We start from the raw sequence: 15,586 nt of genomic DNA on the forward strand, positions 1-15,586 counted from the left end.
CCTTCTTCAGAAGGTATTAATCCCCAAAACATTGTTTTAAAAAATTACCGACACTAAAGAAATCTAAAAATGCTAGAGTAAGATCTTTTGGTAAACTTTTACTAACGTCTGTTACCGCTCTTTCAATAGCAGGTCCTGTTCTCCAATTCTCACTTTTTAACTTTTTATATTGAGTATAAATTCTATCTATAGTTTTGGTCATGCCACCAAGAAGGCTAATAGCTTCTTTTAATTTTAGGATTTTAGATAATGGAAAACCAACACTACCAACCATTAAGCCAGCTGCAATTACGCAATCACTTGTTATCATAGGTGTAATTTGCCCTCGGTCATTCAATGTGAAATCAGTATTTAATCCACTTTCTAATTCGGCTAAAGAAGGAACTAACAAGTTTTCACCATTTGCTAAGACTGTAACACCTGTTTGATCGGTAAGCCATTTTGCTACTTCTTTCGGTCCTTGATTTGCAATCTCTATCGGTAAGTTTTCAAGACCTTCTAAAAATTTATATAAATCACTATTTTGAGAGAATAAAGCTTCAATCTGGGCATCTTCAGCAATATTTAAGTTCTCAATTGAAATGTTACCTTCATTATTTTTTGCTGCAACTTCTTGTGGTAAAGTTAAAGCAACTGTAGATGATAGTAAAACCGCACTCATTACTCCTGGTAGATACTTTTTGAAGAATCTATTTTTCATAAAATGACACCCTTTCAATTCATATGTTTGTTATAGTTGCTATAGCAATATTATGTACCCGAGTAATTTAATCTTACCATCCTTATTCCATTACATCAAAATGAAGAATGTCCATATTTTCACAAATATTTATGGTGATTGGTAACTATATGAATTAAAAAAACTTGATACTAACGCCCCTAATATGGAATTGTTAATCTAACTAAAAGCTGTTGGTTTGCTTATCTTGTTTTCTTGCAATTAATTTTAAAAGGTTGCACTATTTAATTAAAATTTTCCCTCTTTACGAGTAGTTTATTAGAAAACTACTAATTAAGGAGTGATGATGTAATTGCAACAATATAAAAAATTGATTCAACGTATTTTAACTGAAAATGCTGATCGTTTTACCCATTACCTTACGAGAAGGCGAAGGCGACCTATGAGAATGGACAATTATTAACGGATAAAATTACACATACAGACTATGATATAGGCACAATGGCAATGTGAAAATATGGGTATACTGTTCGGTATGAATATACTACCCATTATTTTAATGAAGTTGAACAAGCCTTTCAAACATAACATTATAGCCCAAATTATTTACAATTATGGCTACCTGCACTTATAGCTATGGTTGTGACACTTTGTTTGTATTTCTTATACAGAGGAATAAAAAATACAAATAGAAAGGCTCAAAAATTAATAGCATAATTCTTTTTACAAATTTATTTAAAATAACGTTCCTAATCCAAAGTTTGGGAAGACACATTAACCTAAGGTTTTAAATGAATAACGATCTTCAATAATCTGGCGCGATTATTGAAGAAGCGTGCCTTTACTCATTAAACTATTGAGTTACTTCAAGAATGGACCAAATGTTAAAAAAGCAAATCCGGTAAACAGTGTGTTTGACCTTAACCAATATGCATATTTCCATGTATAAAATTTGCCCACAAATTGCCCACAAACTTATTACTTTCTACAGTGTATTATAATAAACGAACTCCTCAAAACATTGATTTATCAACATTCCTAGTCAACTGAATTACCACCTATTATATAGGAACAGAATCCGCACAACCGTTACACAGTGGGAACGTGACCAATATATGAAGATGTACTAAGAAGGAAGCGTTGGGGCTGCATGCTCCAACGCGTTTTTCATATTAACAGATATACGAGATGTAGGATCTTGATTTCATCCGTATGTTGTAGAGTATTTTTCTCCTTTTCTATCTAAAATGGAAGAAGGAGGGGATGTAAATGAAACAGTGGACAGAAACATTACATGTAGCACAATTTCGTATCGCACGGCCAACTGATCAATTAGAACAAATCGAACGTTTTTACTGTGAAGGTCTTGGTCTTAAGAAGCTTGGTGGCTTTAAAGGGCATCGTGGATATACCGGCATCATGATTGGCTTACCGGATGCATCATATCATTTGGAATTTACTGAGCATGTTGATGGAAGTCCATGTCCTGCGCCAACGGAAGATAATTTGCTCGTTTTTTATATGCCTAATGTCAAACAAATTCAAACTGTACAGTCTCGACTCGCTAATATGGGATACGATGAAGTTCCACCGGAAAATCCGTATTGGGCAGAAAAAGGTGTGACGATTGCGGATCCGGATGGCTGGTGTATTGTATTGATGAACACGGACGGTATTTAATTGTGTATATACAAAAATATAATAAAAAGAAAGCGTTGGGGCTTATGCTCCAACGCTTTTTTAATAACAAAACATAAATACGGCAGGTCTACGTACAGAACCTGAGCGACATTATTTATGTATTCTCTCTATTGTTATGCAGCAGTATCCGAATACTTATTAAGTAATTCGTCTAACTCTTGACTGCAATGTACTACTTCAGGGTGTGTGAATCCTAGATCATTTGCTTTTTTGTACATGTCTTTTCTTTTAGATTCAATTCTTATTCTCAATCTTAGTCTAAATATTTTTTTGAAAAATAAAAATCTCATTGCTAAATTTATATTCCTTTCTGAAGTATTACGATGTTTTACTATTTTTGAGTTAAATAAAACAGCGCTTATTCATCGTAACTTATTACAAAATAATACAGTGTCGAATCATGTTAGAAACAAAAAGTTCACAATTTTGTAAAAAATAGGTGTATTATATAAAAATAATTTTATCTCATATTGACTTCAGTTATGAAACGAAATAGTTAAAGGAGAGTAGTGAATTTAGAAGGATTTTCTTCCTTTTTATTGAAAATTTACCTTTTAGTTTGAAAATTATTAATTGATAGATTATTCTAATAAAGTACCTGTTTTTGAACTTTAGGTTTGTAAACGTTTTCAATGTCGATATATAGAAGGGGAGGGAGATTATCTATGTTGCAGGCGTTAAAAGTAGGGTTATTAATCGAACGCTCCAACCGAAAAAATATTGTCGCGTTACTTGCAGTGTTCGTCATTGTGTTCGGCTGTATGTTTTTTATTAAAGCACAGTCAGTAGGGGATCAGCTCAATGAAAAAAGGGGCGACTACTATAGTTCGCGTGCTGTATTATCCAAGTTCCAAGTGCAGGATGCCTCAAGGGACGGGGATGGCAGTGAATTATTTAAAAATCTGACACAGCAAAAAAGTGCCGTCGCTTTACAAATTGCCTCATTAACTGTAGAAAATTATCCGATGTATTATGAGGCGTCCTACCGTATTGCAGAACTGCGTCAACAAGCTTTTGATATGGAAGAGTATGAAAAAGTGGAGGATTTACTGCCTTCCAAGTTCCAAAATTCATTAAACTATTTATATTTTAAAACGATGTACGAATCGGGCAAAAATACGATTAGTGATTTATCTCATTACATACCATTTTTATTGTATTTCTTTAGTTTAGTAGGTGTTGGCTGGTACATATTCATGAGCTTCTATACGAGCTCGATTTTGCTGGATGATTTTGAGCATTCAAGTATTATTAAAGGCTATCCTGTTCGTTTTGACCAATATATGATATCCAAATGTATCATTGCCTTTTTATATGTTGTTGCATTTATTGTACTCATCTTTATTAGTGCGTCGCCATTGTTATTTAATGGTTTGGGAGATAGTTCCGAAAAAGTAGCCGTTTATTTAGGTGAGCCGGCATTAATTTCAAGTGTGTACTATATTGTACTATGTATTGTCTACATGATCGTCATCTCGATATTTGTAATGCTCTTATCAATTATTTTAAATTTTCTGCTGAAAAATATGTATTTAACATTGTTTGTTCATTTTATTCTATTCTTTTTACCTATTATTTTCCCTTCAATTATTAGTATGTTCCCGTACAATCCGTTCCATTTTATGAACTTCAATGAAATTTTAAATGGAATGCCGTTAGATTTAGTACGTCCTGTGGATGTAACGATGAATATTGGATTACTGATTATGAGTATTTGTATTTTAATCATGTTATTCGTCATTAAAACATTCTTCTCTACAGGAAGAATTAAAAGGGCCTAGGGGGGAAAGAAATGTACGGATATTTTAAATTTGAACTGAAACAGTTTTTTACGAATAAGAAAAACTTGGCGATCTATTTTCTACTGGCATTTGCTGCGATATTTTATGCATTTAAAATCGCACCTGCCTATGATCCGATTGAAAAGGTCGATCGGGAGGAAATTGAAGCCCGCTATTTAACGCGTCAGGAATTTATTGATGATTTAAGTAAGAGGGATTTATGGGAAGTACATCCGACATCAGTTAAAGCATATTATGATTTTGCTGATATCAACCCGCTGGATAAGGCAAGAATGGATGCCCTTGATGCAAATGATCTGAAAAAGTATGCGGAAGTAACAAGCGCCTGGTATGTTCAAATGAACTATTTGACTTTTTATAATGAACACCTTTTCTATAATGACCGATATTATGTGGCAGACAGGGAATTTGCAAATGTTGAAGGTGCTTTAAATGCGATGGATCAACATTACCGGTACGGTGCTTTTAATGAGGCGAATTACGAGTTGTCGATTGGTGTTTTTGAACAACGTACGGCATTGCAGACGTTTGAGCGACTTCTGAAAGGCCCGCTTCCTTTAATATTAATTATTTGTACCTTATTACTGGCGATCGATATTGTGACGAAGGATCGTCGTCACCCGTCGCTGTTAAAAGGTTTTCCGATTGCCGACTGGAAGAAGCTGCTCGTAAAAATATGTGTTGCTTTTATCGGCAGTATTACATTATTTGTTCCTTTACTTATTGGTTTTATGATAATCGGGGCTCAATCAGGTTTCGGCCATCTTAAACTGCCATCACCCGAGTATGCTTTTAATTTCTTGCAATGGGGGAATGAGAGTTTAGCTAATATGATGACATTAGGCATGTTTTTGGGTCGGTCTTTATCATTACTGCTTGTATGGTTCATTGTCATTATTAATGTAGTTATTTTAAGCAGTGTACTGTTCCGCCAAGAAATGGTGAACTTGGCGGCCGGACTATTAGTCATTTTTGGCGAAAAGTTTTATCTAAGCCGCGGTATCGGGTATTTTTGGGGAGTGGAAAAAGTTCCTACAACGTATATCCATGTCGGAAAAGTTGTGTCTAGTTATCAGAACTATTATTTAGGAAGTGAGAATGTAGATTATCAATACGGCCTGCTGTTATTGTCAATATGCGCAGTTGTCCTATTGGTCATTACGCTGCTCATTTCATTTAATAAACGTTTTAAGCTTATAAAATAAAGGGGGGACAACGAATGATTGCTATTGAAAATATTACCGTTCAATTTGCTGAAAAGAAAGTACTCAACGATATTTCAATCAAGTTTGAACAGGGCGAGATGATCGGGCTAGTTGCACCAAACGGAACCGGAAAATCCACTTTGATGAATGTCATAATGAACTATTTGCCGCCAACAAGCGGGAAAGTATCGTTTAACGGTAATCTTAGCTATTCGAGTAAATCAAACGAGGTGAAAATTCACGAGTTTGTGTCGATGATGCCGGATCAAAGTGATTTATATAACCATTTAAGCGGTCGTGCCCATTTAAAAATGTTCGCAACGATGTGGAAGTCCGATCCGAAAATGATCGACGAAACAATTGAAGCGCTGAATATGGGCCATTATGTAAATAAAAAAACGGGTACTTATTCACTCGGTATGCGTCAGCGTCTTTGTTTTGCAATGCAAATTGTAGCAAATACAGACATTATGATGATGGACGAAGTAATGAACGGGCTCGACCCGAATAATATTGAAATCATTTCTAAGATTTTAATGAAGAAAAAGGCCGAGGGGAAAATGATCATTATTGCTTCGCACTTGCTCGATAATCTGGAAAAGTACGCCGACCGGATTTTCCTGTTCAATGGAGGCAAATTGGTCGATACGAATGAAATTATTGAAGGGTTCAGCCAGGCGAAAATCAAAACAGTACGGGTGAAAAATATGGAGGAATCCGTTAAAGCGCTGCTAAAGGAGAAATATCCGCTAATTGAGCAGCAAACACTCGTTACAGATATGACACTGCTGCATCTTCCTAGTTCGGAACCGATGCTGTTAAGCGAGCTAACTGAATTTTTGGTGGATAACAATGTAATGGATTTTGCATTTGGCAAAGTGACATTGAATGATTTATATGCGCTTTACTATCATGAAGTTGTATAATAAAAAGCCTTCGTCAATCAATTTTGACGAAGGCTTTATTTATAACGAACACAAGTTTGAATGGTATGCTTGTAAGTTATAAAAGAGTAGAAATTTTACTTTTTAAACATTTAATTTTTTCTTCCAGTTCAATGAGAAGATACTTGAAGAAATAACAACTACAAATAACGTAATTACCGTAATAAATACGATGTAGTAAGAACCAGTTGTATCGAAAATATAACTGAATAAAGTAGTACCGACTGCAACACCTAATGTAGAAGCAGACATGATTGTAGTATAAATGGATGCATAGTCTCTACCGCCAAATACTTCACGAATAACCATTGGAGGTAAAAGGGTAGACCCTGAGAAACCGATACCGAATAATAATGCACCTAAATACATCATAGCGATGCCGAATGAATCAGAGAACAGTAGCGCAATCGTACCTAAAATACCACTGCCGATACCAGTCAACAATGCTAATTTAACGCCAAATTTATCGTTAACCGCACCGATCAGAAACTTCCCGCCTGTTTGACCGATCGTTACACATGTAACACCTGTAGCGGCCATTGCAGCAGAGAAACCAACTGATTGGATAAAGTTTGGTACGTGGAAGCCAACTGTAGATGCTAAACCAAATAAACCTGTAAATCCTAAAATTAAATAGAATGGAATTGTTTTGATGGCAACGTTTTTCATTACCCCAGTTTCAGGTTGTGCTTGTACAACAACTTTATTTGTTGTTTCTTCAGCTCCATAAGGCTGTTTATTCATATCTTCTGGTTTTGAACGAATAACGAATAATGTAAATGGCAAAATTAATAGGGCGATACATACACCTAAAATCATGTATGTTGGACGCCAGCCGATTGATTCGATTAACGCACCAGTGATTTGAGCGAAAATCGCACCACCAATACCCATGAAGGCCATCGCAAAACCTAATGCTGTACCGGCTTTTGCTTTAAACCAATTGTTGATTAGTAATGGAATCGTACCATAAATCAGGAATGTACTACCGATACCAAGTGCAACACCTGAGATGTAGAAATTCCAGGCAGATGTATAGAAGCTCATTAATCCGAATGCGAGTGCATTTATAATACCAGCTATTGTTAAAATATAACGAACATCGAATTTATTTAAAAACTTCCCTGCAAACGGTAAGAAAATTGTTACTGTTAAATACATAATTGAAGTATACAAACTAATATCAGATACACCAACACCGAAATCTTGTGCTACAGCGCGATATAATAGACCAGCACAGCTTACGATAATACCGACACTTGCCGCATAAATTGCAGCACTTGCGATCATGATCCACCAGGCATAGTGCATTTTCCCTTGTTTTTCCATGTTATCTCCTTTTTTATATCGGAGAAGCAGATGAATGCTTCTCCTCATAATTTATGCAAAATAATTTATTGAATTGTGAAACCGCCATCAATTGTTACCGCAGTACCGCTCATGAATTTCGCTTCATCAGATGCTAAAAATACAGCTAAGTCTGCTACTTCTTCAACTTGACCGAATGTACGTGTCGGTACAGCTTCTTTAGAAAGACCAGCTAAAACGTCTTTTACTAAAGGCGTTTCAATTGTACCCGGGCAAATTGCGTTGATTTTAATCCCGTAGCGAGCGTATTCGCTAGATAAATGTTTTGTATAACCAATTGCACCGTGTTTAGAAGCTGTGTATGCTGCTCCACCTTTACCTGCAACTAAACCGGCAACAGAACAAATGTTTACGATTGCGCCAGTTTGACGCTCGATCATGCTTAGTAATACAGCGTTACAGAATTCGAACATGCTTGTTAAATTAATATCAATTAAAAATTTCCATTGATCTAATGTAGTTTCAAGCGATTTTTGATATTTGTCGAATACACCGGCATTGTTAACTAGCACATCAACTGGACCGAAAGTTTCTTCCGTCACTTTGATACAGTTTAAAATATCCTCTGTTTTCATGACATTTACTGATACAGCGATTGCTTCGCCACCAGCTGCTTTAATTTCTTCTGCAACTGCTTGTGCACCCTCAAAGTTTAAGTCTGCAACAACGACTTTTGCACCTTCTTTTGCAAACCGAATTGCTTCGCCTTGACCCATTCCGGAGGCTGCTCCTGTAATAATGGCAACTTTATTTTGTAAACGCATAGTAGATCTCTCCTTAAATCAATTTTTTAATAATTGCTTGTGCGCAATTTATATCTTAAACTTAGGACATATATAATTAAAAATACTTATTTTTTATTTTGATATAACTTAAAGTTATTAAGAGGAGGTGATTTGAATGGATTTAGTAAAACTGCGCTATTTTTATGAAACAGCCAAAGTACAAAATATGTCGCATGCTGCAAAAGAACTTTTGATTTCACAACCGGCATTAAGTAAGGCAATTGCCCAGCTGGAAGAAGAATTGGAGATGGATCTTTTTTACCGAAACGGCAAACGTATTACACTAAATTCAAATGGTGAGTTTTTATTTAAACGAGCGGAGCGGATTTTTGCTGAAATACTGGATTTGGAGAGAGGTCTACGTGAATTTCGTGAGCAGGGGAATGGGGAACTCTCCATTGTTACAACGTTACCTTATACATTCACGAATATATTGAATGAGTTTTTGAATTTCTATCCAACCATAAAATACAAGCAAGTACCTTTATCGAAGGATAATCTTGAACAATTTATTGAATATGGAAAGTTTGATTTGTGCATCACAACGGAGAAGTTGAACCATCCGAATGTAGAGTGGCTTCCATTGTTCAACGAAGAAATATTTTTAACGGTACCTTCGACATACCCGGAAGCTAAATTGGAGTCGGTTCATCTTTCCGAATTGCGTTCTTTACCATTCATTGGTCTGACTGCTGAATACCGTTTCCGTCAACTGACGGATAATTTTTGCCAGGAGAACGGTTATACACCTGAATACCAAGTGGAAGTAGAAGAAGCAACGACAATATTACAGCTTGTAAAAAATGGTCGTGGAGCTGCCTTTACACCTGAAACGTCGATGAATATGTATGATGATAAAATCAAGCATGTTCGCATTGAAAATGGGGAATTTACTCGAACGATTGGATTATTAAAACATAAATATACGTATGCTACAGCCATTTCTAAAGCATTTATCCAGCATTGCTATGATTATTTCGAGAATACACATAAATAACACGATAAAAGACGAATTCCCCGCCTATTGAACATAGACGGGGACATTTAAATATTAGGGGGGAGTTGATTGTTTTGTCGAACAATGTATTGTAATAGTTTAGTAGTCATTTGTTGAGCAGAACTTAATAAACTATAATTCGTCCAAATTTCTTCCAAGAAATTTGATGGTTCTGAATTTTATAGTTGGAGGCTGTAAAATCCAGTAGTAGACTGAGTAAAAGTCCTGAATTAGAAAAATCGTAATTTAAATTCGATTATTTGTGCTGCAAAATTAATCTTTTGCACAAGTAAAATATACACGCATTTCTATATCATTAAAAATACTTATTTTTTATTCTGATATAACTTATGGTTATTAAGAGCCTGCTACTTAAAAGCAAAACGCCATTTCTTTAATAAGAAATGGCGTTAATGATTGTATGGTGAATGGGGATCTGTATCACAGTGCAATATAATATTTAGTAAAAAAATATCTATTCGAGTTGAATATATTGTGCACTAATTACTTTCTTTCATTAATGCAACGGATGGTGCAGATGCAATGGTGGTGGGATTAGCCAGCCTTTTGCTTTGTTTAAGCGTAATAACTTTGCCCCAAGCTGTGCCTTTGCTGTATGGAATTGACCATACATCATTCCGATATCTTCTCGCATTGTCATACCCATAGCCTGACTGCAAGCAACTAAACCGGCAGCGACATCTACAGATAATGCGGCACTAATTTCAGGATCATTGAATCTTGCTCCTGGCGGGATATTTTCGATTCGTGCTTCAGGACGTTCTGGTGGTGCAGGAGGAAGTCCAACTCCATTTAATTTAAGAATTTTTTCTAATTGCTTAACTTCATCTCTTGCAAATTGGATAAAGTCTTCAATTATTTTTTTCAAGTCCTGGTCACCGGCATGATTATAAAAAGTCTGATACCCTGCAATCATACTGTAACCTGCAGCCAAACTTGTCCAAATGTTAAAAACTTCTCCATAATGTAACGGTTCGTCTTTTGGGTTACCCGTTAATATTCCCATCATTACACTTCCTTTCAAAATTAGGTGAATTTCATACAACGGTAGTATGAGCATTAAAAGTGTTTTAATTCATTTATAAATGAAAAAAATATGATTGCAGCACCTGTTTTGCAAAGGAAGTGAACAAATAATCGAAAAAATTCACCTAATGAATAAAAAGTGAATTGAAAATAAGACGCTTGCATTAAAATAGCAAACGCCTTAGTTGAATGTGTTTTTTATGTATAAAGTGGTAAATCAATCCGTAACGAGTATTGTTGAAGTAAACGGAATTTACTTCAACTCGTTAATAAGGAAAGCTGATTTTGACAATCAGGTAGTAGGTCCTTGAACTCTTTTGTAAATTTCCTTTTCAATCGTATCTTTTGGCTTTTTAAGCGCGATTTCCAGGACATCTAATATAATCGTTGAGAGTTGTTGTAAAATTTGTGAATCTTGGGATGTTATTTTTTTCTCGTCTTTTTGTAATTCTAAATCTTTTCTTAGGAGAGTATTCATTAACTGGGCAGCTTCTAGATGATTGTTCGCACTTAAGATTTCTGCGTGATTTCTTTGACGGTTTGTGCTGCGGTCATTCCATTCGCTTGGTTCATTTGAGAAACAATCCATAATTTGAACTGCTTCATCATAGCTCAATATTTTTTCAAGTTGAGAGTTTTTACTTTCAACTGGATGATATAGTGTTACTCCCGGTCTAATTTTTGATTGCATAACATAGTAAAGCATAGGTTCTCCTGTGAAGTTTTGTTCTACAATGCCCTCAATCTGGCAAATACCATGGGATTTATAAAACGTTAAGTCACCAATTTTATACATATATACGCCTCCGGAAAAAGTTATAAATTTAATTTTAAAGTAATTTTGCATTTAAGTCAACTAAGTTGACTTAAATGTCCTATTAGTATCGTGAACTTGAATTAATATTTTTCCTTTAGTATGATGCTTGAGAATATTTAAGAATTATGTTGATAGAAAGAAGGGAAAAAGCCATGATTGACTTTATAGAATTATTGTATCGCCAACATAAACATTTGCGCCAAATGGCTGAAATGATGTGGAATGAAAATAATGACCTTCATATAACGAGTTCGGAATGGTTTGTACTGAAAAACATATATGAGGGCTATGTAACAGTACCTGAATTAGTTAAACAATTGGACATTTCAAAACAAGGGGTTCATAAATTTGTGACTTCCTTACAAGAAAAGGAATTAATTACGACCGAATTAATAAAAGGGTCGAAAGTTCAAAAGATGGCTCATTTGACCGAAAAGGGAATCATTATTTTTAATGAAAGCAAAAAGATGGAACTGGAAATAGAAAAGATGGTAAGAGATACAATCGGGGATAAAGAATATGAAATGCTGCTGGAAATGCTCAAAAAGCCGCTCTTGAAAATTTAAATGCGATACTTTCAAAATGAAGACAACAGAAAACCGCACGAAAGAGTACTTCCTTCATGCGGTTACTTCAATACATTTTATTACTTATTTAAACGAACCCTCAAATACAATTTCATTTAATTGGCGTCGGCCTGACGGTGTCTCACGAGCCTGTAATTCAGGAGAGAGCATTTCTTTATCGCCTTTGTAACCAATAGCAATTGCTAAATGCACATCAAACGTATCCGGAATGTTAAACGCTTCTTTTGCCACATCTTTATAAATACCGCTCATTGGATGAGTGATTAATCCTTCTTTAGCTGCCTGAAGTGACAGGAAGCCCCATGCTGTACCTGAATCAAACTCATGTGAACCTTTTGTATTGTCTGAAACGACTAATACTAAAACGGGTGCACGTTTTGCCCATACTAAGTTACCTTCCATTAATACAGGGTGGAATTTTGCTAAATCCTCTTCTGTTTTCGCTACGATAAAACGCCAAGGTTGGTTATTGCCTGCTGAAGGAGCCCAACGAGCTGCTTCAAATAAACGGTTTAATACATCTTCTGCAACAGGTGTGTCTGCATAGGCGCGCGGTGACCAACGATTTAAAAATACTTCAGAAATGTCGTGCTCCGCAGTTCGAAATTCTTTTGCTTGTAATACCATGAAAAAAAATCCTCCTAGTTCTATGTAATACATCTCCTATATTAACCAACGCGAAAATATAATTGCAAATAAAATGCTTACAAAAAGTAAGTAAATAATCATTAGTTAGTAATTGAGAATTATTAATGGAAATCCAGGTCATCTATTGTAAGAAAGGCAGAAGCAGATAAAGTTGTTTTTAATAGTAGACAAATGCAATTTTTTGCTATATACTAAGGTCAATGAGATAGTTACAAGACATTAAATTCACCTATTACAAAAAGTATTCGTGGTTTAGTTGGTACTTTTTGTAATATGTGAATTTTTTTCTTTTGGAAGAATTGCGATCTTATTAAATTTAATTAATTGGAGGTCATTTAAATGACACAAGGTACAGTAAAATGGTTTAACTCAGAAAAAGGTTTCGGTTTCATCGAAGTTGAAGGCGGTTCTGACGTATTCGCTCACTTCTCAGCTATTCAAGGCGACGGTTTCAAAACTCTTGAAGAAGGTCAAAAAGTTGAGTTTTCAGTAGAAGACGGTCAACGTGGACCACAAGCTACAAACATCGTAAAACTTTAATTTTAATGATGTAATCATAAAAGAGGGATCCTTACATTAGGATTCCTCTTTTTTTGTATATTTTCATTTAAAAAATATTGTATTTTAAATTTTACAGATGAAAATGGAACTGCTATTAATTTTGTCGTATCTACAGGTAGTAAGGATTTACAATTTATCTTATTTCACCGGGAATTTAACGGCAAGTTAGCATGATAAATACGACTTTGACGATAAATTGGCAAGAGTTGATGGGGGAGGGTTATGGAAATTCCGAGGTTTTCACATTAACCGGGTAGTAATTGAAGTATGACGGATTGTCAGCCACATGCCTTTTCGTGGTTCATTAGCTTTAGTAGTTGAAACAGAATGTTGAGAAAATCGAATTCAGAAGAAAAGCCACTTTCTTAAAGAAAGTGGCCTCTTGTTTACTTAGTCTGCTTCAATTCGTATCGCATCAATTTTTTGACAGTCTACGATAAGTGTTGAACCGCGTTCAGTTATTGGATCAATAAATATTGCACAGCAGTTATTGTTGTCAAATCTTTTAAAAACGACATCTTCTAATATTTGACCGCCTGATAAGAAAACGTCAACTTCTGTCCCTTTTCTTAATTCTCTTAATAGGTCACAGATACAACCTTTACAACGATTCTTATTATTGTTAGAACTTAATTCACTTGTACATTTGCTACAATTACAACCCATTTGTAACACCCTTTTCTTATCCGAATTTGTAAGGCTAGCCTTACATTATTAGAATATGATATGAAAATGAAACGAACTAGGTAACGTAACTAGTGAAAAAATAGAACATTTGATAAAAAACATCTTAACCGAGCAAATAAGAACCTTTCCTAAAAAATAAAGGTTTAGAAAAAAAGGGAATGGTAAAACCTATATAAAAAAGTTAAATGAGGTATAAAATGCTTGAACATTTTGAGATAATTTTGAGGTCGTTTACTTCTTTCGGACTGTTACTAGTAGGGACACGAATACTAGGTAAACAAACGATTTCCCAAATGACCATGTTTGATTTTGTTGCAACAATTTCTTTAGGAGCTATATCGGCGAACTTAGCCTTTAATACATCTTTAAAGGTTTCTCATACAATCTTAGCATTTGTCATTTATGTCTTTATAATATTTATGATTGCTCTCATTTCTCTAAAAAGTAAAAAAGGCAGAAAGTTCTTAGCTGGTGATCCTACAATAGTTATTGAAAACGGAAAAATACTTGAGAAGAATATGAATAAGATGCGCTATACGTTAGATTATTTAAATCAACAATTAAGAGAAAAGGATGTCTTTAATATCGAAGAGGTATTATTTGCAATTATAGAGACAAATGGGACATTAACAGTATTAAAAAAGCCTCAATTTAGAAATGTCAATAAACAAGATTTAATGATACCGATAACCCCTGAATTTAATTTACCAATTGAACTAATTATGGATGGAGAAGTAATGAAACAGAATTTAGATCAGAATAACTTATCCGAACAATGGTTGCACTCTGAATTAAAGCAACGTAACTTGGTTCAAAGTAATGTATTATACGCAGTATTATCCGGTAATGGAAATATGTATATTGATACATATGAGAATCATATTCATTCTCCAATTGATAAAGAATAAATGATTAACCATTTGTTTTATAGGGAAATTGGAGGTATTGGCTTCTGAAAAGAGGTAATTAAGAATTTCAGTAAAAGGGACATTGAAGTGGCGAGGACATAACTAATTTCAGTTCACAAAAAATCGAAATTGCACCATGCAATTTCGATTTTATGCTTAATAGTGAAGAGTTCTATAAAATAGCCTTCTTAGTACAATTATTTATTATGATGATAATGTTTTTCTTCACCGTTTTGGAATTTTACTTCAAGTTCAAATGACTGATAATTCTCATCTAGAGCAAATGCCTTTAGAACTTCTTTACGAACATCCTCATCACTGGTATTTTTATCAAATGTAAGTTGTTTTAATGCATCGGCAAAATTGTCGTAGGCTTTATCGCCATTATATTTAACACCATTAAGATCATCATCTAGTTCAGCATAAATATTGTTTCCATCGTTCTCATATTCAACATCGTATGATTTATGGTCTGCATATTCTACGTCTAAATCAAAATCAGTAAAAGTATAATTTACATCTGCAACTTTTATTCCAGTCCGTTCATCTTCTTCATTTTCTGTATTATTAGTGGCATTATTATTCGTTGTTTCATCAACCACACTATTATTTCCTGTAACTTCTTTATCCTTATCTACATTTGCATCTTCATTGTTACAGGCATACAATAATCCCAATAATAATGGCATTGTAAGAATTCCTTTAAATACTTTCATTAAACTCTCTCCTTTAAAAGTGTCATTAATAACTACTATTAAAAGAGAGTATTCCCAAATTAAAATGATCTATCCATGTTTACTTCAATTAAAAAAGCCTTCTTGCCGAATTTTTCAAGAATACCTTTCAAAAT

At 34.6% G+C, this 15,586-nt stretch carries 17 protein-coding genes; 8 read left to right on the forward strand and 9 right to left on the reverse strand.

Going from position 1 to position 15,586, the window contains the following annotated elements; translation table 11 throughout:
- Positions 1-16 precede the first annotated feature (16 nt).
- Entirely contained in the window at positions 17-700 is a 684-nt protein-coding gene (locus MHB58_RS06375) for a hypothetical protein (protein ID WP_340734873.1), read from the reverse strand.
- 1,248 nt (positions 701-1,948) lie between these two features.
- On the opposite strand from MHB58_RS06375, the gene MHB58_RS06380 reads away from it, so the two are divergent.
- Positions 1,949-2,359, forward strand: a complete 411-nt coding sequence (locus MHB58_RS06380) for a VOC family protein (protein WP_340734874.1) — start codon at positions 1,949-1,951, stop codon at positions 2,357-2,359.
- 134 nt (positions 2,360-2,493) lie between these two features.
- Here MHB58_RS06380 and MHB58_RS06385 read toward each other — a convergent pair whose 3' ends face one another.
- Entirely contained in the window at positions 2,494-2,670 is a 177-nt protein-coding gene (locus MHB58_RS06385) for an aspartyl-phosphate phosphatase Spo0E family protein (RefSeq protein ID WP_014824333.1), read from the reverse strand.
- A gap of 375 nt (positions 2,671-3,045) precedes the next feature.
- On the opposite strand from MHB58_RS06385, the gene MHB58_RS06390 reads away from it, so the two are divergent.
- Genes MHB58_RS06390 through MHB58_RS06400 form a run of 3 tightly spaced genes read left to right on the forward strand, consistent with a single transcriptional unit; the run spans position 3,046 to position 6,313 of the window.
- The gene (locus MHB58_RS06390; RefSeq protein WP_340734875.1) at positions 3,046-4,161 is read left to right on the forward strand and encodes an ABC transporter; all 1,116 of its coding nucleotides are present in this window, start codon (positions 3,046-3,048) and stop codon (positions 4,159-4,161) included.
- Between the two features lie 11 nt (positions 4,162-4,172).
- Positions 4,173-5,387: an ABC transporter gene (locus tag MHB58_RS06395; RefSeq protein WP_008404976.1), complete on the forward strand. Its 1,215-nt coding sequence runs from the start codon at positions 4,173-4,175 to the stop codon at positions 5,385-5,387.
- A 14-nt stretch (positions 5,388-5,401) separates the two neighbouring features.
- A complete protein-coding gene (locus MHB58_RS06400) occupies positions 5,402-6,313 on the forward strand; it encodes an ABC transporter ATP-binding protein (protein ID WP_014824331.1) in 912 nt (303 codons plus the stop codon).
- Between the two features lie 102 nt (positions 6,314-6,415).
- Here MHB58_RS06400 and MHB58_RS06405 read toward each other — a convergent pair whose 3' ends face one another.
- Positions 6,416-7,660 (reverse strand): MFS transporter, encoded by a 1,245-nt coding sequence (locus MHB58_RS06405; RefSeq protein ID WP_014824330.1) that lies wholly within the window; start codon positions 7,658-7,660, stop codon positions 6,416-6,418.
- A gap of 65 nt (positions 7,661-7,725) precedes the next feature.
- On the reverse strand, positions 7,726-8,463 hold the full coding sequence (locus MHB58_RS06410) for an SDR family NAD(P)-dependent oxidoreductase (RefSeq protein WP_014824329.1): 738 nt from the start codon (positions 8,461-8,463) through the stop codon (positions 7,726-7,728).
- A 136-nt stretch (positions 8,464-8,599) separates the two neighbouring features.
- Between MHB58_RS06410 and MHB58_RS06415 the strand changes: the two genes are divergently transcribed.
- Positions 8,600-9,481 (forward strand): LysR family transcriptional regulator, encoded by an 882-nt coding sequence (locus MHB58_RS06415; protein WP_008404969.1) that lies wholly within the window; start codon positions 8,600-8,602, stop codon positions 9,479-9,481.
- A 517-nt stretch (positions 9,482-9,998) separates the two neighbouring features.
- Here MHB58_RS06415 and MHB58_RS06420 read toward each other — a convergent pair.
- Entirely contained in the window at positions 9,999-10,508 is a 510-nt protein-coding gene (locus MHB58_RS06420) for a DUF3231 family protein (RefSeq protein WP_008404968.1), read from the reverse strand.
- Between the two features lie 312 nt (positions 10,509-10,820).
- Positions 10,821-11,324, reverse strand: coding sequence for a CarD family transcriptional regulator (locus tag MHB58_RS06425; RefSeq protein WP_008404966.1), 504 nt, complete (start codon positions 11,322-11,324; stop codon positions 10,821-10,823).
- Positions 11,325-11,497: 173 nt separating this feature from the next.
- Here MHB58_RS06425 and MHB58_RS06430 point away from each other — a divergent pair, with 173 nt between their 5' ends.
- Positions 11,498-11,911 carry a MarR family winged helix-turn-helix transcriptional regulator gene (locus tag MHB58_RS06430; protein ID WP_008404964.1) on the forward strand — a complete coding sequence of 138 codons (414 nt, stop codon included), beginning with the start codon at positions 11,498-11,500 and terminating at the stop codon, positions 11,909-11,911.
- An 84-nt stretch (positions 11,912-11,995) separates the two neighbouring features.
- Here the strand turns inward: MHB58_RS06430 and MHB58_RS06435 are convergent, their stop codons facing one another.
- Positions 11,996-12,559, reverse strand: a complete 564-nt coding sequence (locus tag MHB58_RS06435) for a nitroreductase family protein (RefSeq protein ID WP_340734876.1) — start codon at positions 12,557-12,559, stop codon at positions 11,996-11,998.
- 360 nt (positions 12,560-12,919) lie between these two features.
- Between MHB58_RS06435 and MHB58_RS06440 the strand changes: the two genes are divergently transcribed.
- Positions 12,920-13,120, forward strand: a complete 201-nt coding sequence (locus MHB58_RS06440) for a cold-shock protein (protein ID WP_008404960.1) — start codon at positions 12,920-12,922, stop codon at positions 13,118-13,120.
- Positions 13,121-13,531: 411 nt separating this feature from the next.
- On the opposite strand, the gene MHB58_RS06445 is transcribed toward MHB58_RS06440, so the two are convergent.
- Complete coding sequence (locus MHB58_RS06445; RefSeq protein ID WP_014824327.1) at positions 13,532-13,807, reverse strand: hypothetical protein; 276 nt, start codon at positions 13,805-13,807, stop codon at positions 13,532-13,534.
- Between the two features lie 218 nt (positions 13,808-14,025).
- Between MHB58_RS06445 and MHB58_RS06450 the strand changes: the two genes are divergently transcribed.
- Entirely contained in the window at positions 14,026-14,736 is a 711-nt protein-coding gene (locus MHB58_RS06450; RefSeq protein WP_014824326.1) for a DUF421 domain-containing protein, read from the forward strand.
- Between the two features lie 197 nt (positions 14,737-14,933).
- Here the strand turns inward: MHB58_RS06450 and MHB58_RS06455 are convergent, their stop codons facing one another.
- Entirely contained in the window at positions 14,934-15,452 is a 519-nt protein-coding gene (locus MHB58_RS06455; RefSeq protein ID WP_014824325.1) for a YusW family protein, read from the reverse strand.
- Positions 15,453-15,586 lie beyond the last annotated feature (134 nt).

Origin of the sequence: Solibacillus sp. FSL K6-1554, from assembly GCF_038005185.1 — a bacterium.
Classification (GTDB): domain Bacteria; phylum Bacillota; class Bacilli; order Bacillales_A; family Planococcaceae; genus Solibacillus; species Solibacillus silvestris.

Coding starts and splice junctions, on each gene's coding strand:
- MHB58_RS06375 (WP_340734873.1), bottom strand. CDS start 700: ATGAAAAATAGATTCTTCAAAAAGTATCTACCAGGAGTAATGAGTGCG.
- MHB58_RS06380 (WP_340734874.1), top strand. CDS start 1,949: ATGAAACAGTGGACAGAAACATTACATGTAGCACAATTTCGTATCGCA.
- MHB58_RS06385 (WP_014824333.1), bottom strand. CDS start 2,670: ATGAGATTTTTATTTTTCAAAAAAATATTTAGACTAAGATTGAGAATA.
- MHB58_RS06390 (WP_340734875.1), top strand. CDS start 3,046: ATGTTGCAGGCGTTAAAAGTAGGGTTATTAATCGAACGCTCCAACCGA.
- MHB58_RS06395 (WP_008404976.1), top strand. CDS start 4,173: ATGTACGGATATTTTAAATTTGAACTGAAACAGTTTTTTACGAATAAG.
- MHB58_RS06400 (WP_014824331.1), top strand. CDS start 5,402: ATGATTGCTATTGAAAATATTACCGTTCAATTTGCTGAAAAGAAAGTA.
- MHB58_RS06405 (WP_014824330.1), bottom strand. CDS start 7,660: ATGGAAAAACAAGGGAAAATGCACTATGCCTGGTGGATCATGATCGCA.
- MHB58_RS06410 (WP_014824329.1), bottom strand. CDS start 8,463: ATGCGTTTACAAAATAAAGTTGCCATTATTACAGGAGCAGCCTCCGGA.
- MHB58_RS06415 (WP_008404969.1), top strand. CDS start 8,600: ATGGATTTAGTAAAACTGCGCTATTTTTATGAAACAGCCAAAGTACAA.
- MHB58_RS06420 (WP_008404968.1), bottom strand. CDS start 10,508: ATGGGAATATTAACGGGTAACCCAAAAGACGAACCGTTACATTATGGA.
- MHB58_RS06425 (WP_008404966.1), bottom strand. CDS start 11,324: ATGTATAAAATTGGTGACTTAACGTTTTATAAATCCCATGGTATTTGC.
- MHB58_RS06430 (WP_008404964.1), top strand. CDS start 11,498: ATGATTGACTTTATAGAATTATTGTATCGCCAACATAAACATTTGCGC.
- MHB58_RS06435 (WP_340734876.1), bottom strand. CDS start 12,559: ATGGTATTACAAGCAAAAGAATTTCGAACTGCGGAGCACGACATTTCT.
- MHB58_RS06440 (WP_008404960.1), top strand. CDS start 12,920: ATGACACAAGGTACAGTAAAATGGTTTAACTCAGAAAAAGGTTTCGGT.
- MHB58_RS06445 (WP_014824327.1), bottom strand. CDS start 13,807: ATGGGTTGTAATTGTAGCAAATGTACAAGTGAATTAAGTTCTAACAAT.
- MHB58_RS06450 (WP_014824326.1), top strand. CDS start 14,026: ATGCTTGAACATTTTGAGATAATTTTGAGGTCGTTTACTTCTTTCGGA.
- MHB58_RS06455 (WP_014824325.1), bottom strand. CDS start 15,452: ATGAAAGTATTTAAAGGAATTCTTACAATGCCATTATTATTGGGATTA.